The organism is Arthrobacter sp. P1_B4 (assembly GCF_056406555.1).
The window spans coordinates 12,664-30,556 of sequence record NZ_JBFTZW010000036.1 but is presented as its reverse complement, the minus strand read 5'-3'; the positions used below and the strand labels follow the sequence as shown (position 1 = coordinate 30,556).

Here is a 17,893-nt window from a genome sequence, read left to right as displayed (position 1 = left end):
TCCGCGCGCAGCAGCCGCACGGCAGCGGCGGCCGCCTGCTGGTCCCGGACCACCACGGCGTCGGACGCGCTGCCGAGTGCGGCGGCGACGGCGGCCTCGAATCCGGGATCCACGGTGATCATGGATGCCAGCGATCCCAGGACCCCGTCGGCCAGGTCCCCGGCTGCCGCGCCGAGCACATGCCCGGAGCCGTCTTTGCGGTTCAGGCCCAGCTGGAGGGCATCGCGGCGGGCCATAAGGGCGCCGCGTTCCCGCTCGCCTTCGCGCTCGGCCGCCTTCAGGGCGTCAATTTCGGCGATGATGGTTTCGAGGGCCTCGCTCGCGGCCTCGTAATCGGCGTCGAGCGATTCCTCGCCGTCTTCGACCCCTGCGACCTGCGCTTCCAGGGCTGTGAACTCGCTGTGCGCCTGCCGTCGGCGCTCCTCGCCGGCCTTTTGCGATTCGCGGAGACGGCCGAGCTCGGACTGGGCAGACTCGACGCGGGACCGTGCCGCGCCGACCTGCCCGGCGAGCTTGGCCAGGCCTTCACGCCGGTCCGCGGCGGCCCGGAGCAGGGCCGCGAGCCGCTTGTCCTCGGCGGCGGCGGCCTGTTCGGCGTCGTGTTTGGCGGCTGTCGCGGCGTCCAAGGCCTCGGTGCGGTCCAGGATCTGCCGTTCCAGCCCGGCCTGCTCGTCGCGGACGCGGGCGGCCTGCTGCTCCAGCTGGTCCGGGTCCCGGCCGGTGTCCGGAACCACATCCGCGGCGCCGAGCAGGCGGCGGCGTTCCTCGGCGAGCGAGCCGAGGGAACGGAGCCGTTCGCGACCGGTGGAGAGCGAATACCAGTTCTCCCGCGCGGCGTTCAGCGCGGGCGTGGCCTCGGCTGCGAGCCCTTCGAGGACGGCCTGGCGCTGCCGCCCCGCCTCGAGGTCGCGTTCGACGACGGCGCGGCGTGCCTTGAGCTCCGATTCATCCGCCACGTCCTGCGCCAGCGCGGACTGCAGCGCAACGAGGTCGTCGGCCAGGAGCCGTGAGCGGGCGTCACGGACCTCGAACTGGACGCTCTGGGCGCGCCGGGCCACCTCGGCCTGTTTGCCCAGCGGGGTCAGCTGCCGCCGGATTTCGCCGGTGAGGTCGCTGAGCCGGGACAGGTTGGCCTGCATGGCTTCGAGTTTGCGGACCGTCTTTTCCTTGCGGCGGCGGTGTTTGAGGATGCCGGCGGCCTCCTCGATGAAGCCGCGCCGGTCCTCGGGGGTGGCGTGCAGGACCTTGTCCAGCTGGCCCTGGCCGACAATCACGTGCATCTCGCGGCCCAGCCCCGAGTCGGAGAGCAGCTCCTGGATATCGAGCAGCCGGCATCCCGCGCCGTTGATGGCGTATTCCGAGCCGCCGGTCCGGAACAGCGTGCGCGAGATCGTGACCTCGCTGTATTCGATCGGGAGGGCGCCGTCGCTGTTATCGATGGTCAGCGAGACGTGCGCCCGGCCCAGGGGCGGCCGGCCCGAGGTGCCGGCAAAGATCACGTCTTCCATCTTGCCGCCGCGGAGGGTCTTGGCTCCCTGTTCGCCCATGACCCAGGCCAGCGCGTCCACCACGTTGGATTTGCCCGAGCCGTTGGGGCCCACCACGGCGGTGACGCCCGGTTCGAATTCAAAGGTCGTCGCCGAGGCGAACGACTTGAATCCCCGGACGGTCAGACTTTTCAGGTGCAAGGCGCTTCGGTTCTCCTGGTCGGCGGACTGGCCCGCTGTCCGACGAAAGCATGATTCGGACGAACGCGGGGGGGGTCGGGGCGGCCCCGGATACATACAATCTACTGCGCATCTGCGGTCATTCCGCGCAGAACCAGCGCGAAGCCGCCGCAGATGGCGGAGGCCGCATATGCGGGAATTGACCTGCACGGGGCATAGTTAAGCTCTCGGGCTTGTGAGCGGCCACCGCCGGAGCGCAGGACGGACATGAACAGGGGCTTGAATTGGTAGGCAATGCAACATTCCGGCACAGCAACACCGCTCTACTTTCGGTAAGCAGCGTCGAAGCTCCGACGATCGTCAGTTCCATGGATTTCGACCGCAGGCTGGCTTCGACCCTGCGGCGGCTGAGGGTCCCCCCGAAACTGCTCGAACGGGTCGCGGGCATCACGCACCGGCGCTGGTGGGCCCCCGGGACATCGTTCGACGACGCAGCCATCGAGGCGGGTGCAAAGGCCCTGGCCGAGTCCGGCATCGAAGCGTCCGAGATTGGCCTGCTGATCAACACCTCCGTGACGCGGCGCAACCTCGAACCGTCCGTCGCGGTAAAGATCCATCACGGACTGCGCCTGCCTTCGTCGGCCATGAACTTTGATCTGGCCAACGCCTGCCTTGGATTCGTCAACGGCATGACCCTGGCGGCCAACATGATCGACTCCGGCCAGATCAAGTACGCGATGATCGTCAACGGTGAAGACGCCCAGGCAACGCAGGAGGCCACCCTGGCCCGGCTGCAGCGGCCCGAGACGACCCGCGAGGACTTCAACCGCGAGTTCGCCACACTGACGCTCGGCTCCGGAGCGGCTGCGGCCGTCCTGGGCCCGGCGGACGAGCACCCCGGGGCGCACCGGGTCCTCGGCGGCGTGATGCGTGCCGGCACCGAGCACCATGAACTGTGCGTGGGCAGCATTGACGGCATGGCCACCGACACCAAAGGCCTGCTCGACGGCGGCCTGCAGCTCGTGGTCGATGCCTGGCACGAGGCCCAGCCGGAGTGGGACTGGGCCTCGATGGACCGGTATGTCACGCACCAGGTGAGCAATGCCTATACCCAGGCCATCATCAACGCCATTGACCTGGACCCGGACAAGGTGCCGATCACGTTCCCGCACTGGGGCAATGTGGGCCCGGCCTCCCTCCCAATGACCCTCGCGGCCGAAGCGCAGACTCTCGCCGCCGGGGATCGCGTGCTGTGCATGGGCGTCGGTTCCGGCCTGAACACCGCCATGGTGGAAATCGTTTGGTAGCCGCCGACTGGCCCGGCGTCGACCCCGAATGGTCGCGCGAAATCGATGTGGCTTCCACCTCCGCCGCGGATGAGCCCGGCACCGTGCGCCGCTGGCACCTGCTGGACAACGGTGCCCAGCTCGCGCGCCGCGGCCTGACACCTGCCGGCACCCTGCTGTGCGTGCATGGCAACCCGACGTGGTCCTACCTGTGGCGGACCCTGCTGGCCGCCGGATCCGCCCCCGCACATCCGTGGCGCGTGGTGGCCGTGGACCAGCTGGACATGGGCTTCTCCGAGCGCACCGGCACGTTCCGGCGCCTGGAGGACCGGATCAACGACCTGGGCGACCTCACCGCGTCGCTCGGCCTGGACGGCCCGGTCGTCACCGTCGGCCACGACTGGGGCGGCGTGATCAGCCTGGGCTGGGCCGTGGCCCATCCGCAGCAGCTCGCTGGCGTCGTGCTGACCAACACAGCCGTGCACCAGCCCTCCGGCGCCCGCATCCCGCCTGCACTGCGGCTTGCCTTGCACCCTGCCGTGCACCGCTGGGGAACGACGGGGACGGACACCTTCCTGCGCGTGACGCATGCCCTGGCCCACCCACCGCTCGCCGCCGATGTCCGTGGCGCCTTCATGGCCCCCTACCGCGGCGCCGGCCGCCGCGCCGGCGTGGGGAACTTTGTCGCGGACATTCCCGCCGACGCGTCCCACCCCAGCTTTCCGACGCTCAGCCGCGTCGCGGAAGGGGTGCGCGGGCTGAGGGTTCCGGCCCTGATGCTCTGGGGCCCGCGCGATCCGATCTTTTCCGACCGGTACCTCAAGGACCTCATCGGCCGGCTGCCGGACGCGAAAGTTCACCGCTTCGAGGGTGCCGGCCACCTGGTCGCGGAAGACAGGGACATCGCCGCGCCCGTCTTCGAGTGGCTGGCCGGGTGCGGCCCGGACAGCGGGCCGGCCAACGAACTGGCCGACGGCCCGGCCGACGACTCGATGCTGGAATTCGGGACAGGGCCCCTGAAGCCCGGCGCCGGGGTCCCGCCCCTGTGGGCGCCCCTCGCCGAGCTGGCGGCGGGACCAGCGGCCGGGGATACCGCCGTCGCGGAAATGGCCACGGACGGCAGCGTCGCCCGCTCGCTCAGCTGGCAGGAGCTCGAACAGAACATCGCCGCCCTCGCTGCGGGCCTGCAGGACGCCGCTGTAGGGAACGGCACCCGGGTGAGCCTGATGGTTCCCCCGGGCGTGGACCTGACCGTGGTCCTCTACGCCTGCCTGCGGCTCGGCGCGGTGGTCATCGTGGCCGACGCCGGCCTGGGTACCCGCGGCCTGAGCCGTGCGGTGAAGGGCGCCACCCCCGACTTCCTCATCGGAATCGACAAGGCCCTGGCGGCCGCCGCGGTACTTGGCTGGCCGGGACGGCGCATCAGTGTGCGGGACCTGCCGGCCCGGCGCCGCGGGCTCCTCGCCGTCGAGACCTCCCTGGCTGCTCTTGCCCGCCGCGGAGCCGGCCTCAGCCCCGGACTCCCTCGCCCGGGCACGGCCCCGGTTCCGGACCCGGACGCCCCCGCCGCGGTGCTGTTCACCTCCGGTTCCACGGGGCCCGCCAAGGGCGTGGTCTACACGCACGGGCGGCTGGCGGCGATGCGCGATGCCGTGGCCGCGACGCTGGAGATCCGCCCGGGCGCACGCCTGGTGGCGGGCTTCGCGCCGTTCGCCCTGCTGGGACCGGCGCTCGGAGCCGTTTCGGTAACGCCCGCCATGGACGTCACCGCCCCCCGCACCCTGACGGCCAGCGCGCTGGCGCACGCCGCAGCAGCCATCGACGCCACGGTGGTCTTCGCCTCCCCCGCGGCGCTGCGCAACGTCCTGGCCACCCGGGCCGGCCTGAGCCGGGCCGGACACGAGGCCCTGGGGCGCGTGGAGCTGCTGCTCTCCGCCGGCGCGCCGGTCCCTGAAGCCCTTCTCGCAGAGGTGCAGCGGCTGCTGCCGCGGGCCTCGCTGCACACCCCGTACGGGATGACTGAGGCGCTGCCCGTCACGGACATCAGCCTCGAACAGATCCGTGCCGCCGCGGCCGACGCCGCCGCCGGAACCATGGCAGGCGCCGGCAACGGCGTGTGCGTGGGCCGGCCGGTACAGGGCGCCCGCGTGGCCATCATCCCGCTGGCCGCGGACGGCACCGCACCCGGGAACGAGCCCGTCAGGGAGGCCGGAGTGAGCGGGGAGATCCTCATCAGGGCCCCGCACGTGAAAGAAGCCTACGACCGGCTCTGGCTGACCCAGCACGAGAGCGTCCGCACGGCCGGATGGCACCGCACCGGCGATGTGGGGCACCTCGACGCCGCCGGCCGGCTCTGGGTGGAAGGACGCCTCGTGCACGTCGTGACGGCTCCGGGCGCGGTGGTGACTCCGGTGGGCGCCGAGCAGGCCATCGAACGCCTGGACGACGTCGGGATGGCAGCCGTCGTCGGGGTCGGTCCGTCCGGGACCCAGGCTGTCGTCGCCGTCGTCGAAACCGTTCCGCCGGTCCGCCGGGCCGGTCTGGCCGCCCCTCAGCTGGCGGGCCGCGTACGGGACGCCGCCCGCGCGGCAGGGGTCAGCGTCTCCGCCGTGCTCGCTGTCCCCTCCCAGCCGACCGACATCCGCCACAACGCCAAGATCGACAGGAGCCGACTGGCCCGGTGGGCTTCGGCGGTGCTGGCCGGCGGCCGTCCGGGCACGCCATGAGGGTCCTCGTCACCGGCGCCAGCGGACTGCTCGGCGGGGAAGTCGCGCGGCTGCTGGTGCGGCAGGGCCACGCCGTCAGCACGTTCCAGCGCCGCCCCTCCGGCGTCGACGGCGCCACGGACCTCCAAGGGTCCGTTGCTGACGAGGCCGCCGTGCGCCGCGCCGTCTCCGGCGCCGAGGGCGTCATCCACCTGGCCGCGAAGGTCTCCTTCACCGGCCGCGCCGCGGAGTTCGACGAGGTCAATATCGAAGGCACGCGCCGCCTGCTCCGGGCCGCCCGCGAGGCCGGTGTGCGGGAGCTGGTGTTTGTCTCCTCCCCGTCCGTGGCCAATTCCGGGGCCGCCATCGCCGGGCTGGGCGCCGAGGCGGCGGACCCGGTCCGCGCGCACGGTGACTACTCCCGCACGAAGGCCGAGGCCGAACTGCTGGCGCTGGCCGCGGACTCGCCGGGTTTCCGGGTCACGGCGGTGCGCCCGCACATCGTCTGGGGCCCGGGTGACACGCAGCTGGTGGAACGGGTGCTGGAACGTGCCAGCCGCGGCCGCCTGCCGCTGCTCGACGCCGGCGCGGCCCTGATCGATACGACCTACGTGGACAACGCCGCTTCGGCCATCGTCGCCGCCCTTGACCGGATGGAGTACATCCACGGCCTGGCGCTCGTGGTCAGCAACGGCGAACCCCGCCCGGTCGGTGAGCTGCTGGCGGGCATTTGCGCCGCGGGCGGCGTCCCTGCGCCGTCGTGGACGGTGCCGGGCAGCCTCGCGCGGGCTGCGGGATCGGTGGTGGAGAAGGTGTGGTCCCGGTCCGGCCGGTCCGGGGAGCCGCCGATGACCAGATTCCTCGCTGAGCAGCTCTCCACCGCCCACTGGTTCGACCAGCGCGAGACCCGTGGACTCCTCAACTGGTCCCCCGCCGTTTCGCTTGACGAGGGCCTGGCGAGGCTGGCCGGGCACTACGCCCGGACGCCCCCTACCAGCGCCCGTTCCGCGGCCGGGGCTGGCAGACGGGACAGGTGTACGAGGACCGGTTCATGAACTGTTCCCGCAAGAGCCGGCTGACCCGGCCGGCGGCGGCGCAGCGCTTGCACTCGAGCCCCTCCCGGCCGTAGGCGTTCAGGGAACGGTCGAAGTACCCGGAGGCTCCGTTGACGTTGACGTAGAGCGAATCGAAGCTCGTGCCGCCGGCGGCCAGGGCATCCGTCATGACCTCGCGGGCGGCGTCGAGGACCCGCAGCGCGTCGGGGCGGCGCAGGGTGTCGGTGGGCCGGGCGTAGTGCAGCCGCGCCGTCCAGAGGGCCTCGTCCGCGTAGATGTTGCCGATCCCGGACACCAGGCCCTGGTCCAGCAGCGCCCGCTTGAGCCCGGTTTTGCGGGCCCGCAGGCGCCGGTAGAAGGTCTCGAAGGAGAACCAGGGATCCAGCGGGTCACGGGCAATGTGCGCGGCTTCCTCGGCGATGAGCGGCAGCGGCGTTTCGGCGAGGCCGCCAGGGCCGCCGTCGTCGGTGGGGATCAGCGTGGTCAGGAACAGGCCGCCGAAGATGCGCTGGTCCACGAACCGGAGCTGTCCGGGCATGCCGTCGGCTGGGCTGAGCCGCAGCCTGACCTTCAGGTGTTTTTCATCCGGAACGCCGGGGTCCTGCATGAGCAGCTGGCCGGACATGCCCAGATGGGCCATGAGCGCGACGGCGGGGCCCTGCCCGCCGGCCGGGGTACCGTTTCCGGGCGCGGCGGGCGTGTCCGCCAGCGGCATCCACAGGAATTTGCCGCGGCGGACCACGTCCAGGACCCGTGCGCCTTCAAGGTTGCCGGCAAAGTCTTCCGGTCCCAGGGCGTGCCGGCGCAGGGAGCGCGGGTCCAGGACCTCGACGGAGGTGATGGTCCGGCCGCGCACCCAGCTCACCAGGCCGCGCCGGACCACCTCGACCTCGGGCAGTTCAGGCAACGCCGCTGCCTAGCTGCCGGTCTGGGACTGCAGCTGCTGCGGATCCGGCGCGGCCGGGGCGGTCAGCCGGCGCCAGGCGTCGGCGGCGGCTTCCTGTTCGGCCTCTTTCTTGGAGTTGCCGGTGCCGGTGCCGTAGTCCGTGCCGCCGATCCGCAGCACGGCCTCGAACGTCCGGGCGTGGTCCGGCCCGGAGCCGTCGACCGCGTAGTTGATGGTCCCAAGCTGCCGGCTGGCGGCGAGCTCCTGGATGGAAGTCTTCCAGTCGGTGCCCGCGCCGAGGGCGGCGGCGTCCTTCAACAGCGGGCCGACCAGCCGCATGACCAGCTGCCGGGCCGTCTCGATGTCGTTGGAGAGGTAGGTGGCGCCGATCAGCGCCTCCATGGTGTCCGCCAGGATGGAGGCCTTGTTCTTGCCTTCGGTGAGCTTTTCGCCCTGTCCAAGATAGATGAACTCCCCCAGCCCGATGCTGCGGCCGATGCCGGCCAGCGCCCGGGTGCTGACGACGGCGGAACGGCGCTTGGCCAGGTCGCCTTCGGGCAGCGTGGGGTTGTCACGGTACAGCGCGTCCGTTACGGAGAACCCCAGGATGGAGTCGCCCAGGAACTCGAGCCGTTCGTTGGTGGGGATGCCGCCGTTTTCGTAGGCGTAGGAACGGTGTGTGAGCGCAAGACGAAGCGTCCCGGCGTCAATAGTGACACCGAGACGCTTCAGAAGCTCTTCAGTTGAAGACATCTTTTTCAGCCTGTTGGCGGATTAGACGTCTGCGACCTTGCGGCCCTTGTACTCAAGGAACAGCGCAGTGCCAGCCGAGTCGGTAACGACCTTTGCCTGGTGCGGCAGGCTGTACGTGACCTGGCCGTTCTCGACAGTCTTCACCAGGTGGGGGGCAGTTGCCTTCCACTGGGAGCGGCGGGCGCGGGTATTCGAGCGAGACATTTTCCGCTTCGGGACAGCCACGGCTAACTCATTTCTCTCTAGAAAAACACTTACAAATCAGTTTTGCCGGTCAGGCTTAGCCAAGTCAGCCAGGGCGGCCCAGCGAGGATCTACGACCTCGTGGTGATGCCCCGGCTCGTCTTCCAGGCGCACTCCACATTCGGAGCAAAGGCCCTGGCAGTCTTCCCGGCACACCGGCTGGAACGGCAGTATGGTGACAACTGCGTCCCGCAACACCGGCTCAAGATCGATCAGATCGTGCTCGACTCGACGTTGCTCTTCTTCGTCTTCTTCGTCGGAGAACACAGCATCCTCGTAGAAGAAAAGTTCTTGCACATCAACCTCTTGGTCATACGCAAGGGGATCCAGGCATCGGCCGCATTCGCCAGTAACTTCGACGTGCGCGGTTCCTGATACCAGAATTCCTTCGTGTACGGCCTCAAGCCGCAGGTCCAGCTCGACATCCGAGCCTTCCTGCACGCCAATGAGCGCCACGCCAAGATCACTTGGCGCGGGTACATGTTCCGTCAGCGTCCGCATGCTTCCCGGACTGCGTCCGAGGTCCTTGACGTCGAACGCCAAGGGCGAACTAGCATCTCGTTTAATGAGAACTCCTGTTGAACATATGACCGACGTACTATCTTAGCCTGAACTTCCGGACGGACTCAAACCGGGGGGCACGCCGGCGGTTCACACCACAAGCGGCCTCGGATTCGGGCCACGCAACCGGCGACAGGCCGCCGAGTACCGGTCAAGCTTACACTTTGCGCGCCCTGTTCGGGACCGGCTCGCCCGGGGCCAGCCGTTTCAGCACGGAGCGGGGAACAAAGTCCGAGACGTCCCCGCCGAGGGCGAAGACCTCTTTGATGAGGGTGGAGGACAGGTGCAGGTAGTGGCCTTCCGCCGGCAGGAACACCGTCTCGACGCCGGTCAGCTGCCGGTTCATCGTGGCCATCGGCAGCTCGTAGTCAAAGTCCGAGGACGAACGCAGGCCCTTGACGATCGCCGACACACCGCGCTGCCGGCAGTACTCGGCCAGGAGACCCTCCCCCACGGGTTCAACCACGATCCCGCGCAAGGACGCGAACGTTTCCCTGGCCATGTCGATCCGCTCCTCCAGGCTGAAGCGGTACTTCTTGGAATAGTTCGTGGATACGGCCACGATCACCTCGTCGAAGAGGCCCGCGGCACGCGCAATGACTTCCAGGTGTCCGTTGTGGATGGGGTCAAAAGAGCCAGGGCAAACAGCGCGTCTCATGCTCCGAACCTACCGTATCCGCGCCGCAGCCCGGGATAACATGGCTGAATGTCAGCATCGAACAATCGCGCGACTTCTCCTTTCACTGTGCGGCCTGTCACTGTTCGGCCCGTCACTGCGCCGCCTTTCACCGTGGACGGCGGCGTGGTCCTGGTCACCGGTGCCGCCAGCGGCATGGGCCGGCTCTACGCCCTCCGCGCCGCCCGGGAAGGCGCCGAGGTAGTGATCCTCTGGGACGTCGACGCCGATGCCCTGGCCGGCACCGCCGTTGAAGTCGCCGCTTTGGGCGCCCGCGCCGTCCCCCGCACGGTGGACCTGGCGGATCGCGCCGCGATTGCCGACGCCGCCCGGGAGGTCAGGGCCGAGGGACCGCTGGCGCTGCTGGTCAATAACGCCGGGATTGTCCGCGGCGCGTACTTCTGGGACCACGCCCCGGACCGTGACATCGCCCTGACCATGGACATCAACGCCCTCGCCCCCATGTACGTCACCCTGGAGTTCCTGCCGGACATGATGGCCGGCGCCGGCCGCCCGCGCCGGATCCTCAACGTTGCCTCCGCCGCCGGCACGGTCTCGAATCCGCGGATGAGCGTTTACGCGGCCTCAAAATGGGCCGTCATCGGCTGGAGCGACTCGCTCCGGCTCGAGCTTGAGCAGCAGGGCTACGGCCACCTGAAAGTCACCACCTTCTGCCCCAGCTACATTTCCACCGGCATGTTCGAGGGAGCCCGGGGTCCCCTGCTGACCCCGCTCATGACACCGGAGGATGCCGTGGACAGGGCATGGCGTGCTACGGCCGCCGGGCGGCCGCAGCTGATCGCCCCCGCCATGGCCATGCTGGGGAAAGTACTCAAGGGCATCCTGCCGGTGCGGGCGTGGGACTTCGTGGGCGGAAAGGTCTTTGGGATCTACACCACCCTGGACAGCTTCACCGGCCGGGACGAGAAGGCGGGCACCCGATGAGCCCCCGCATGCCGCTGCCGTGGCAGCGCGCCGCAACCGGCGCCAACCTGCTCTCCCCCGATGGCTCTCTGGGCGTGACGATCTTCGAGGAGATGACCACCCTGGCCCTGAGCACGGGCGCCATCAACCTTGGCCAGGGCTTCCCGGACGAGGACGGCCCCGTGGAGATCAAGGAGGCCGCCCAGGCAGCGATCGCCGCCGGAGCCAACCAGTATGCGCCCGGCAAGGGCATCCTGCCGCTGCGGGAGGCGATCTCGGTGCACCAGCAGCGGTTCTACGGGCTGGCCGCGGATCCGCAGACCGAAATTATCGTCACTACCGGCGCCACGGAGGCCATTGCCGCTGCCCTGCTCGCGCTGGTAGGTCCGGGAGATGAAGTGCTCACCTTCGAGCCGTTCTACGACTCCTATGGCGCCATCATCGGGCTCTCCGGCGCCACGCACGTCACCGCCCCGCTCCTGGCCCCGGATTTCATGCCGGATCTGGCCGCACTCGAGGCCGCGTTCAGCAACCGCACCAAGGTGGTGCTGATCAACAATCCGCACAACCCGACCGGGGCGGTGTTTCCCCGCGAGGTGCTCGAGCGCGTCGTCGAACTGGCCGCGAAGTACGACGCCGTCATCGTCACCGACGAAGTGTACGAGCACCTGACCTTCGGTGTGCGGCACATCCCGGTCGCGACGCTGCCCGGGGCGGCGGAGCGCACGCTGACCATTTCCTCGGCCGGCAAGACGTTCTCCTTCACCGGCTGGAAGATCGGCTGGCTCTCCGGGCCGGAGGAGCTCGTGGCCGCCGCCCGGACGGTCAAGCAGTTCCTTAGCTACAGTTCCGGCACGCCCTTCCAGGCCGCCATCGCGGTGGGCCTGGGGCTTCCGGACGAGTTTTACGCCGGCATCGCCGACACCCTCCGGTACAAGCGCGACATCCTCAGCGAGGGACTGCGCGCGGCCGGCCTCGACGTGCTGACCCCGCAGGGGACCTACTTCGTCAACGTGGACACCTCACCGCTGGGGATCACCGATTCCGTGGAGCTGGCCCGCAGGCTGCCGGCCCTCGTGGGCGTCGCCGCGATCCCTGTGCCCGTCTTCTGCCACGCCGACGGCGCCGAACGCACCCGCAGCCTGCTCCGCTTCGCGTTCTGCAAGCAGCTGCACGTGCTGGAGGAGGCCGCCGAGCGGCTGGCGACCTTGCGCGACAGGCTGTGAACATGGCCGGGCAGCAATTCGGGGCCTCGCGGTTCCTGCGAACCACCGGGCAGCACGCCGTGATCGAACCGGATGCCTTTACCGACGGCGGCTTCGTGCTGAGCATCGGCGGCGCCGAGCAGTCCCACGTCAACCTGGCCGACCCCGCGGACATCTTCTACGAATACCTGCGCAGGATCGGGCACGTGGTGGACCTCGCCGCCCCGTGGGGCGAGCCGATCACGGCGCTGCACTTGGGCGCCGGGGCCCTGACCCTGGCCCGCTACATCCAGGCCACCCGGCCCGGCTCGGTTCAGTACGCGGTGGAGCTGGAGCGGGAACTGCTGGACTTTGTGCTCGCTCAGCTGCCCCTGCCGGAGGGGACCGAGCTGCACACGGTGATCGGCGATGCCCGCGACGCCCTCGCCGGGCTTCCGGCGGGCCTGCGGTTCGACGTCGTGATCCTGGACATCTTCTCCGGGCCGGAGGCGCCGGAACACATCGCGTGTACCGGGTTCTACCAGGAGGCGGCGGCCCGGCTGACGCCGCGCGGCGTGTTGATCGTCAACGTGGGCGACGAACCCGGACTGACCCTGGTCCGGAGCCAGATCGCGGCCATGGGCCGGGCCATGGCCGACGTCTCGGCCTTCGCGGAGGCCGGAATGTTCACTGGCCGGTACCCCGGGAACATCATCCTGACCGGGACGCAGGGGCCGTGGCCGGAGGTCTGGACGGCGGCGCTCACGGCGCGCGGTCCGCATCCGGCCCGGCTGCTCACCGGCGTCGATTTGGACGCGCTGGCCGGCTAGTCCCCTGCTTCCAGGTCCGCTGCTTCCACAGCGTCCACTGCCGCCAGGTCCGCTGCTTCCACAGCGTCCGCGGCTTCCACGCCGGGCTCGGTGAACCACAGCCGGGTTTCGCCGTACTTCTTCTCGGCAAACCGTTCCATGCCCTGGGGCCATGCCGGCTCGGGGCTCCGGGACGAGCGTTCCACCACCACGACCGCTCCCTCGCCCAGGTGCGGCACCAGCTTGGCCAGCACGGCAGCGAGGGCCGGCTCGTCCAAGGGGTAGGGCGGGTCCAGGAACACCAGGTCCCAGATCGCGGAGTCGGCGGCCCGGTCGAGGAAGGATTCGACCTTGGAGCGGTGCACGGAGACCACCTTGCGGCCCGTGACAGTGTTGACAAGATCGGCGTTCCGCTGGCAGACGGCGCTTGCCTTGGCGTCGAATTCGACCAGGTCCACGGAGTCCGCGCCGCGGCTGCCGCTCTCCACCCCCAGCGAGCCGGATCCCGCGTACAGATCGAGGACGCGGGCGCCGGCGATGACGTTGAAGGCGTCCAGCCGGGAGAACAGGGCCTCCTTGACGCGGTCGGTGGTGGGCCGTGTCAGGTTCCCGGGCACGCTGTTCAGCGTGCTGCCGCCGGCCGCACCGGCAATGATCCGGCTCATGCGCGGACCCCCGCGGACGTGTTTGCCTGGCTCGTGGTCCTAGCCGCGTTCAAGGAACGCCTCCTTCTCGGGGTTCAGGTATTCATCGATCGCGGCCGCAAGCCGGGGCTGGCCCGCCAGCGCGGGATCGGCGGCCACGATCCGCTGGGCGTCCTGCCGGGCCCGGGCGATCACGTCCTCGTGTTCGAGCACGCGCAGCAGCTTCAGCGTGGAGCGCCCGCCGGACTGCGAGGCGCCCAGGATGTCGCCCTCCCTGCGGAGCTTGAGGTCCTCCTGGGACAGTTCGAAGCCGTCCGTGGTGGCGGCGACGGCATCCAGGCGGCGCCGGCTCGGATGGCCCGGCTCCAGGGTGGTGACCAGCAGGCAGGTTCCGGGCAGCCCGCCGCGGCCCACCCTGCCGCGCAGCTGGTGGAGCTGGGAGATGCCAAAACGGTCCGCGTCCAGGATCACCATGAGCGTGGCGTTGTGGACGTCCACGCCGACTTCGATCACGGTGGTGGAGACCAGCAGCTTGGTCTGGTTGGCCGTGAAGGAGGCCATGGTCTCGGACTTCAGCACCGGGTCCTGCCTGCCGTGCAGCGGCGCCACAGCCACCCCGGCCAGGGCCGGTTCGTCCTGGAGATGTTCCACGACGCCGGTGACCGAGGCGAGTTCCCGGGAACCGTTCTCGCCTTCGAGGTCCGCGGCGGACGGTTCGGCCTCGCCCGGGGTGAAGTCGCCGTCGTCGTCCGTGCCGATCTTGGGGCAAACGACGTAGACCTGGTGGCCGGCGTCGATCTCCTCCCGCGACCGGGACCAGATCCGGGTGGCCCACCCCGGGTGTTCCGCGAGCCCCACCACGTGGGTGGAGATCGGGGCGCGGCCGGCGGGCAGCTCATCGAGCACGGAGGTTTCGAGGTCGCCGAACACGGTCATGGCCACGGTCCGGGGAATCGGGGTGGCGGTCATGACCAGCAGGTGCGGCGGTTTGCTGGCCTTGGCCCGGAGGGCGTCGCGCTGTTCCACGCCGAAGCGGTGCTGTTCGTCCACCACGATCAGGCCAAGGTCGTAGAAGGAGACGTTGTCGCTGAGCAGGGCATGGGTGCCGATCACGATTCCGGCCGTTCCGGAGGCGGCGTCGAGCATGGCCTGCTTCCGCGCCGCGGTGGGCATGGAGCCGGTGAGCAGGGTGACCTGGACGGCGTCCGGTCCGAACCCGCCGAGCATCCCGTCCCGGGAGAGCGGTCCGAGCGTGCGCCGGATGGATTCATAGTGCTGGGCAGCGAGGACTTCGGTGGGGGCCAGCAGGGCAGCCTGTCCCCCGGCGTCCACCACCTGCAGCATGGCGCGCAGCGCAACGATCGTCTTGCCGGAGCCCACTTCGCCCTGCAGCAGCCGGTTCATGGGCGAGTCCTGGGCGAGCTCGTCGGAGAGCGTCTTGCCGACGGCGGCCTGGCCGGCGGTCAGCGTGAACGGGAGCTGGCGGTCGAAGGCGGGCAGCAGCCCGTCCGGTGCCGGGCGGCGGGCCGTCGCTTCCTCGGCGGCGAGTTGGGCGCGGCGGCGGGCCAGGGCCGACTGGAGCACCAGGGCTTCCTGGTAGCGGAACCGGTCCCGGGCGCGCTGGTAGTCCGCCGGGGTTTGCGGGGCGTGGATCAGCCGGTAGGCGTCCGCGACCGGCAGGAACTTCTCCCGCGCCGCGATCTCCGCCGGCAGCGGGTCGCCGAGGGTTTCGAGCTCCACGGTGTCCAGCAGCGTCGAGATGACCTTCTGGATGGACCAGCTGGTCAGTTTCGCCGTGGCCGGGTACACCGGGATCGGCATGGCGGCGAGCTTCTCCGGGTCGATGCCCGGCGTTTCGGGGTCCTCGTCCAGCAGCAGGAAATCCGGGTTGGTCAGGCCGAGGGATCCGGCGTAGCGCGTAACCTTGCCGGAGAACATGGCACGCCGGCCCGGCTGCAGCTCGGCCTTGGCCCGGAACCCGTTGAAGAAGCTGACCTTGAGCGTGCCCGGCAGTGCGCCGGCCGCCCGCGTGGAAGCGGTACCGCCGGCGTCGTCGGAGATCACGACGTCGGTGAGGGAACCGCGCCGGGCGCGCATGGGCCGGGTGCTGTTGGAGACCACCCGGGCGATCAGGGTCACTTCCTCGTCCAGCGGGACCTCGCTGATGGGCGTGAGCTCGCCGCGGCTGAGGTAGCGGCGGGGAAAATAGTTCAGGAGCCCGCCGACAGTGGTGATGCCAAGGTGTTTTTCGATGACGGCCGCGGAGCGCTTGCCGATGCGGCGCTCCAGGCCCAGTTCAAGTTCAGCGTGCATGTCCGTCGGGGTTTCGGGTTTCGGCGGCACGCGCCGGGGCAGCAGCAGCAGCGACGGTAGCGTCAACAGGTGCGCCTGCGGTGGCGGCAACCGTGGCGGCCGGTGCCTCCGGGTCGCGCGGGACTGCGAGCTCGCTCACGGAAATGTCCGTGGGCTCGCCCAGGGAACGGATCAGCGCGACGGCGAGGTCCCCATCCAGGACGTGGACGTGGACGCGCCAGCGGTAGAGCCCGGCGGCGTCGGCGCCGCCACCGACCTGGCTCATGATCACCGAGTCGCCCATTTCGTCGAGCCGTTGGCGCATCATGGCGGCGTCCAGCGGGGACAGGGAAATGGTGCACATGACTTCGACACCTTCGTCTCGCGGCATGCCGACGTGGATATGCGGATCCTGGACGTCGTAGCCGTGCAGTCCGTCCAGCAGTTCGCTCTGGAGCTCCTCGCCCAGCACGGCCGAGCGGAGGCAGTCCAGGATCAGCAGCATGCCCACGCCGCCGGCGTCCACCACGTGGGCGGCCTGCAGGGCATCGAGCTGCTCTTCCGTGCGGACCACGGCGGCCAGGGCCGCCTCGACGGCGGCGTCCAGGGCCAGGCCCAGGGTCTGGTTGCTGTCATCGCCGTCGTGTGCGGAGTCCACGGCGGCCGCGGCCCTGGCGGCAGCCTCCATGACGGAGAGCATGGTGCCGGGCACGGGATCACTCAGCGCGGACCAGGCCCGGATCTGGGCCCGGTTCAGGGCCGCGGCCAGCAGGGGTGAGCTGATCCGGGTGTGCCCGGCCAGGGGTTCGGCAGCAGCGCAGAGGAAGACGGCGAACAGGGTTCCCGAGTTGCCGCGGGCCTGTTCCATGGCAACCTGGCCGGCCTGCGCAAGGACGGCGCCAACGTCATGCAGGGTCGGGTCCGGTGCCGCGTGCGCCGCCCCGTCCGGGTGTCCCGGCACGGCGGCGTCCGCGGCGTGGGCCGCGGCGCGGACGGTCAGGTAGAGGTTGGTGCCGGTGTCGCCGTCGGCTACCGGAAAGATGTTGATGGCGTTCAGGCGGTCGCTGTGGTTGCCGAGCGTGGTTTCCGCCTTGCCCAACCACCGCTTCATCGCTTGCGCGTTGGCGGCAATCTTAGTCTGCAAAGTGATCCCATCCCACAGCGTCAGCGGGCCTGCCCGCGATCGTTACTCCCGTGCTTTCGGTTGGTGCAGGGGCCTCTACCGAGCCTATCGCAGTGAACCCGGGAGGGAGCGGAACCCCTGCCGGGAAAGTGGCGAGCAGCCCATGGTCTTCACCGCCGCCGAGGACCCACGCCATCGGGTCTGCCCCCAACAGCTCCGACGCCGGCAGCAGCGGGGCGGCCAGCTCCTTCAGGGCGGCGGCGTCCAGGTTCAGCACCGCGCGGCTGGCGGCCGCCATGCGGTTTCCGTCCCGGACCAGGCCGTCCGAGATGTCCATCATGGCGGACGCCCCCGCCTCACGGGCCAGCGGTCCGGCGGCGAGCGGCGGCTGCGGCCTGCACTGGGTGTCCAGGAGGGAACGCTGCCCGGCGGTCAGGGCGCCCACCGGGACGTTCGACTCCAGCAGCGCCAGCCCGGCGGCGGCCCGGCCCACTGTTCCCGCCAGGGCCACGGTGTCCCCCGGCCGGGCCCCGGAGCGCAGGACGGGCGCCTTGCCGTCAAGAGTCCCCAGGATCGCCACACTGACCGCCAGTTCGCGGCCGCGGCCGAGGTCGCCGCCGGCCACCGTGCAGGCCGAAGCCCCCAGCCCCCTGATGCCGGCCACGAGGCCGTCCGCGAAATCCTCCACCCAGGAGACGGGGGTCTCCGGCGGCATGGTCAGGCTGACCACAACGGACGTGGCCCGGGCGCCCATGGCGTTGATGTCGCTGAGGTTTTGCGCCGCGGCCTTCCAGCCGACGTCGTACCCGGTGGTCCGGTAGCCGTTGTTCCATTCGAGCCGGAAATCCTGGTCCGCCACTTGGGTGTCGATGCTCACCACGGTCCGCCCGTCCGGCGCGGCGACAATCGCGGCGTCGTCCCCCGGCCCCAGCAGCAAGTACGACGCCGCCGCCGGTCCGCCATTGGGCTGCGGAATCGTGAGCCGCGGAAAGATGCGTCCCAGCAGCTGGGACTCCGAGAGGCCGCCAACGGTCAGTGCGGCGTCCGCGGGCAGGGCATCGGGCACAGCGGCTTCAGGCACAGCG

At 70.2% G+C, this 17,893-nt stretch carries 16 protein-coding genes; 6 read left to right on the top strand and 10 right to left on the bottom strand.

The window, feature by feature from the left end:
* Window positions 1–1,688: chromosome segregation SMC family protein (locus tag AC1D1W_RS12670; protein ID WP_476943870.1), on the bottom strand; the 1,688-nt coding region annotated here is incomplete at its 3' end.
* 263 nt (window positions 1,689–1,951) lie between these two features.
* On the opposite strand from AC1D1W_RS12670, the gene AC1D1W_RS12665 reads away from it, so the two are divergent.
* The 3 genes from AC1D1W_RS12665 to AC1D1W_RS12655 are packed head-to-tail and all read left to right on the top strand — an operon-like array spanning window position 1,952 to window position 6,713.
* Entirely contained in the window at window positions 1,952–2,974 is a 1,023-nt protein-coding gene (locus tag AC1D1W_RS12665; protein ID WP_028277960.1) for a 3-oxoacyl-ACP synthase III, read from the top strand.
* The gene (locus AC1D1W_RS12660) at window positions 2,968–5,679 is read left to right on the top strand and encodes an alpha/beta fold hydrolase (RefSeq protein WP_476943869.1); all 2,712 of its coding nucleotides are present in this window, start codon (window positions 2,968–2,970) and stop codon (window positions 5,677–5,679) included. Before AC1D1W_RS12665 ends, AC1D1W_RS12660 begins: the two co-directional genes overlap by 7 nt.
* The gene (locus tag AC1D1W_RS12655; RefSeq protein WP_476943868.1) at window positions 5,676–6,713 is read left to right on the top strand and encodes an NAD-dependent epimerase/dehydratase family protein; all 1,038 of its coding nucleotides are present in this window, start codon (window positions 5,676–5,678) and stop codon (window positions 6,711–6,713) included. Before AC1D1W_RS12660 ends, AC1D1W_RS12655 begins: the two co-directional genes overlap by 4 nt.
* Here the strand turns inward: AC1D1W_RS12655 and mutM are convergent.
* The 5 genes from mutM to coaD form a co-directional block, all read right to left on the bottom strand.
* On the bottom strand, window positions 6,649–7,620 hold the full coding sequence (mutM, locus tag AC1D1W_RS12650; RefSeq protein WP_476943867.1) for a bifunctional DNA-formamidopyrimidine glycosylase/DNA-(apurinic or apyrimidinic site) lyase: 972 nt from the start codon (window positions 7,618–7,620) through the stop codon (window positions 6,649–6,651). The two genes, AC1D1W_RS12655 and mutM, sit on opposite strands and share 65 nt — an antisense overlap.
* A 9-nt stretch (window positions 7,621–7,629) precedes the next feature.
* Window positions 7,630–8,352, bottom strand: a complete 723-nt coding sequence (gene rnc, locus AC1D1W_RS12645; RefSeq protein WP_243177156.1) for a ribonuclease III — start codon at window positions 8,350–8,352, stop codon at window positions 7,630–7,632.
* 21 nt (window positions 8,353–8,373) lie between these two features.
* Window positions 8,374–8,577, bottom strand: a complete 204-nt coding sequence (gene rpmF / locus AC1D1W_RS12640; RefSeq protein ID WP_009356569.1) for a 50S ribosomal protein L32 — start codon at window positions 8,575–8,577, stop codon at window positions 8,374–8,376.
* A 36-nt stretch (window positions 8,578–8,613) separates the two neighbouring features.
* On the bottom strand, window positions 8,614–9,138 hold the full coding sequence (locus AC1D1W_RS12635) for a YceD family protein (protein WP_079553424.1): 525 nt from the start codon (window positions 9,136–9,138) through the stop codon (window positions 8,614–8,616).
* A gap of 175 nt (window positions 9,139–9,313) precedes the next feature.
* Entirely contained in the window at window positions 9,314–9,814 is a 501-nt protein-coding gene (gene coaD / locus AC1D1W_RS12630; protein ID WP_028277957.1) for a pantetheine-phosphate adenylyltransferase, read from the bottom strand.
* 87 nt (window positions 9,815–9,901) lie between these two features.
* Here coaD and AC1D1W_RS12625 point away from each other — a divergent pair, with 87 nt between their 5' ends.
* Genes AC1D1W_RS12625 through AC1D1W_RS12615 form a run of 3 tightly spaced genes read left to right on the top strand, consistent with a single transcriptional unit; the run spans window position 9,902 to window position 12,770 of the window.
* Window positions 9,902–10,777, top strand: coding sequence for an SDR family NAD(P)-dependent oxidoreductase (locus AC1D1W_RS12625; protein WP_476943866.1), 876 nt, complete (start codon window positions 9,902–9,904; stop codon window positions 10,775–10,777).
* A complete protein-coding gene (locus AC1D1W_RS12620) occupies window positions 10,774–11,982 on the top strand; it encodes an aminotransferase class I/II-fold pyridoxal phosphate-dependent enzyme (protein WP_243177155.1) in 1,209 nt (402 codons plus the stop codon). Before AC1D1W_RS12625 ends, AC1D1W_RS12620 begins: the two co-directional genes overlap by 4 nt.
* 2 nt (window positions 11,983–11,984) lie before the next feature.
* Window positions 11,985–12,770, top strand: a complete 786-nt coding sequence (locus tag AC1D1W_RS12615; protein ID WP_243177154.1) for a spermidine synthase — start codon at window positions 11,985–11,987, stop codon at window positions 12,768–12,770.
* Here AC1D1W_RS12615 and rsmD read toward each other — a convergent pair.
* The 4 genes from rsmD to thiL are packed head-to-tail and all read right to left on the bottom strand — an operon-like array spanning window position 12,767 to window position 17,844.
* A complete protein-coding gene (gene rsmD / locus AC1D1W_RS12610) occupies window positions 12,767–13,414 on the bottom strand; it encodes a 16S rRNA (guanine(966)-N(2))-methyltransferase RsmD (RefSeq protein WP_243177153.1) in 648 nt (215 codons plus the stop codon). The genes AC1D1W_RS12615 and rsmD overlap by 4 nt on opposite strands.
* 39 nt (window positions 13,415–13,453) lie before the next feature.
* Complete coding sequence (locus AC1D1W_RS12605; RefSeq protein WP_476943872.1) at window positions 13,454–15,706, bottom strand: ATP-dependent DNA helicase RecG; 2,253 nt, start codon at window positions 15,704–15,706, stop codon at window positions 13,454–13,456.
* Window positions 15,696–16,796: a DAK2 domain-containing protein gene (locus AC1D1W_RS12600; RefSeq protein WP_243177964.1), complete on the bottom strand. Its 1,101-nt coding sequence runs from the start codon at window positions 16,794–16,796 to the stop codon at window positions 15,696–15,698. Before AC1D1W_RS12600 ends, AC1D1W_RS12605 begins: the two co-directional genes overlap by 11 nt.
* Window positions 16,797–16,818: 22 nt before the next feature.
* The gene (gene thiL / locus AC1D1W_RS12595; RefSeq protein WP_476943871.1) at window positions 16,819–17,844 is read right to left on the bottom strand and encodes a thiamine-phosphate kinase; all 1,026 of its coding nucleotides are present in this window, start codon (window positions 17,842–17,844) and stop codon (window positions 16,819–16,821) included.
* Window positions 17,845–17,893 lie beyond the last annotated feature (49 nt).

Excerpts from the sequence above, each read along its gene's own strand:
- AC1D1W_RS12655 (WP_476943868.1), top strand. The coding sequence starts at position 5,676 with ATGAGGGTCCTCGTCACCGGCGCCAGCGGACTGCTCGGCGGGGAAGTC.
- rnc (WP_243177156.1), bottom strand. The coding sequence starts at position 8,352 with ATGTCTTCAACTGAAGAGCTTCTGAAGCGTCTCGGTGTCACTATTGAC.
- coaD (WP_028277957.1), bottom strand. The coding sequence starts at position 9,814 with ATGAGACGCGCTGTTTGCCCTGGCTCTTTTGACCCCATCCACAACGGA.
- AC1D1W_RS12620 (WP_243177155.1), top strand. The coding sequence starts at position 10,774 with ATGAGCCCCCGCATGCCGCTGCCGTGGCAGCGCGCCGCAACCGGCGCC.
- AC1D1W_RS12615 (WP_243177154.1), top strand. The coding sequence starts at position 11,985 with ATGGCCGGGCAGCAATTCGGGGCCTCGCGGTTCCTGCGAACCACCGGG.
- rsmD (WP_243177153.1), bottom strand. The coding sequence starts at position 13,414 with ATGAGCCGGATCATTGCCGGTGCGGCCGGCGGCAGCACGCTGAACAGC.
- AC1D1W_RS12605 (WP_476943872.1), bottom strand. The coding sequence starts at position 15,706 with ATGCACGCTGAACTTGAACTGGGCCTGGAGCGCCGCATCGGCAAGCGC.
- AC1D1W_RS12600 (WP_243177964.1), bottom strand. The coding sequence starts at position 16,796 with ATGAAGCGGTGGTTGGGCAAGGCGGAAACCACGCTCGGCAACCACAGC.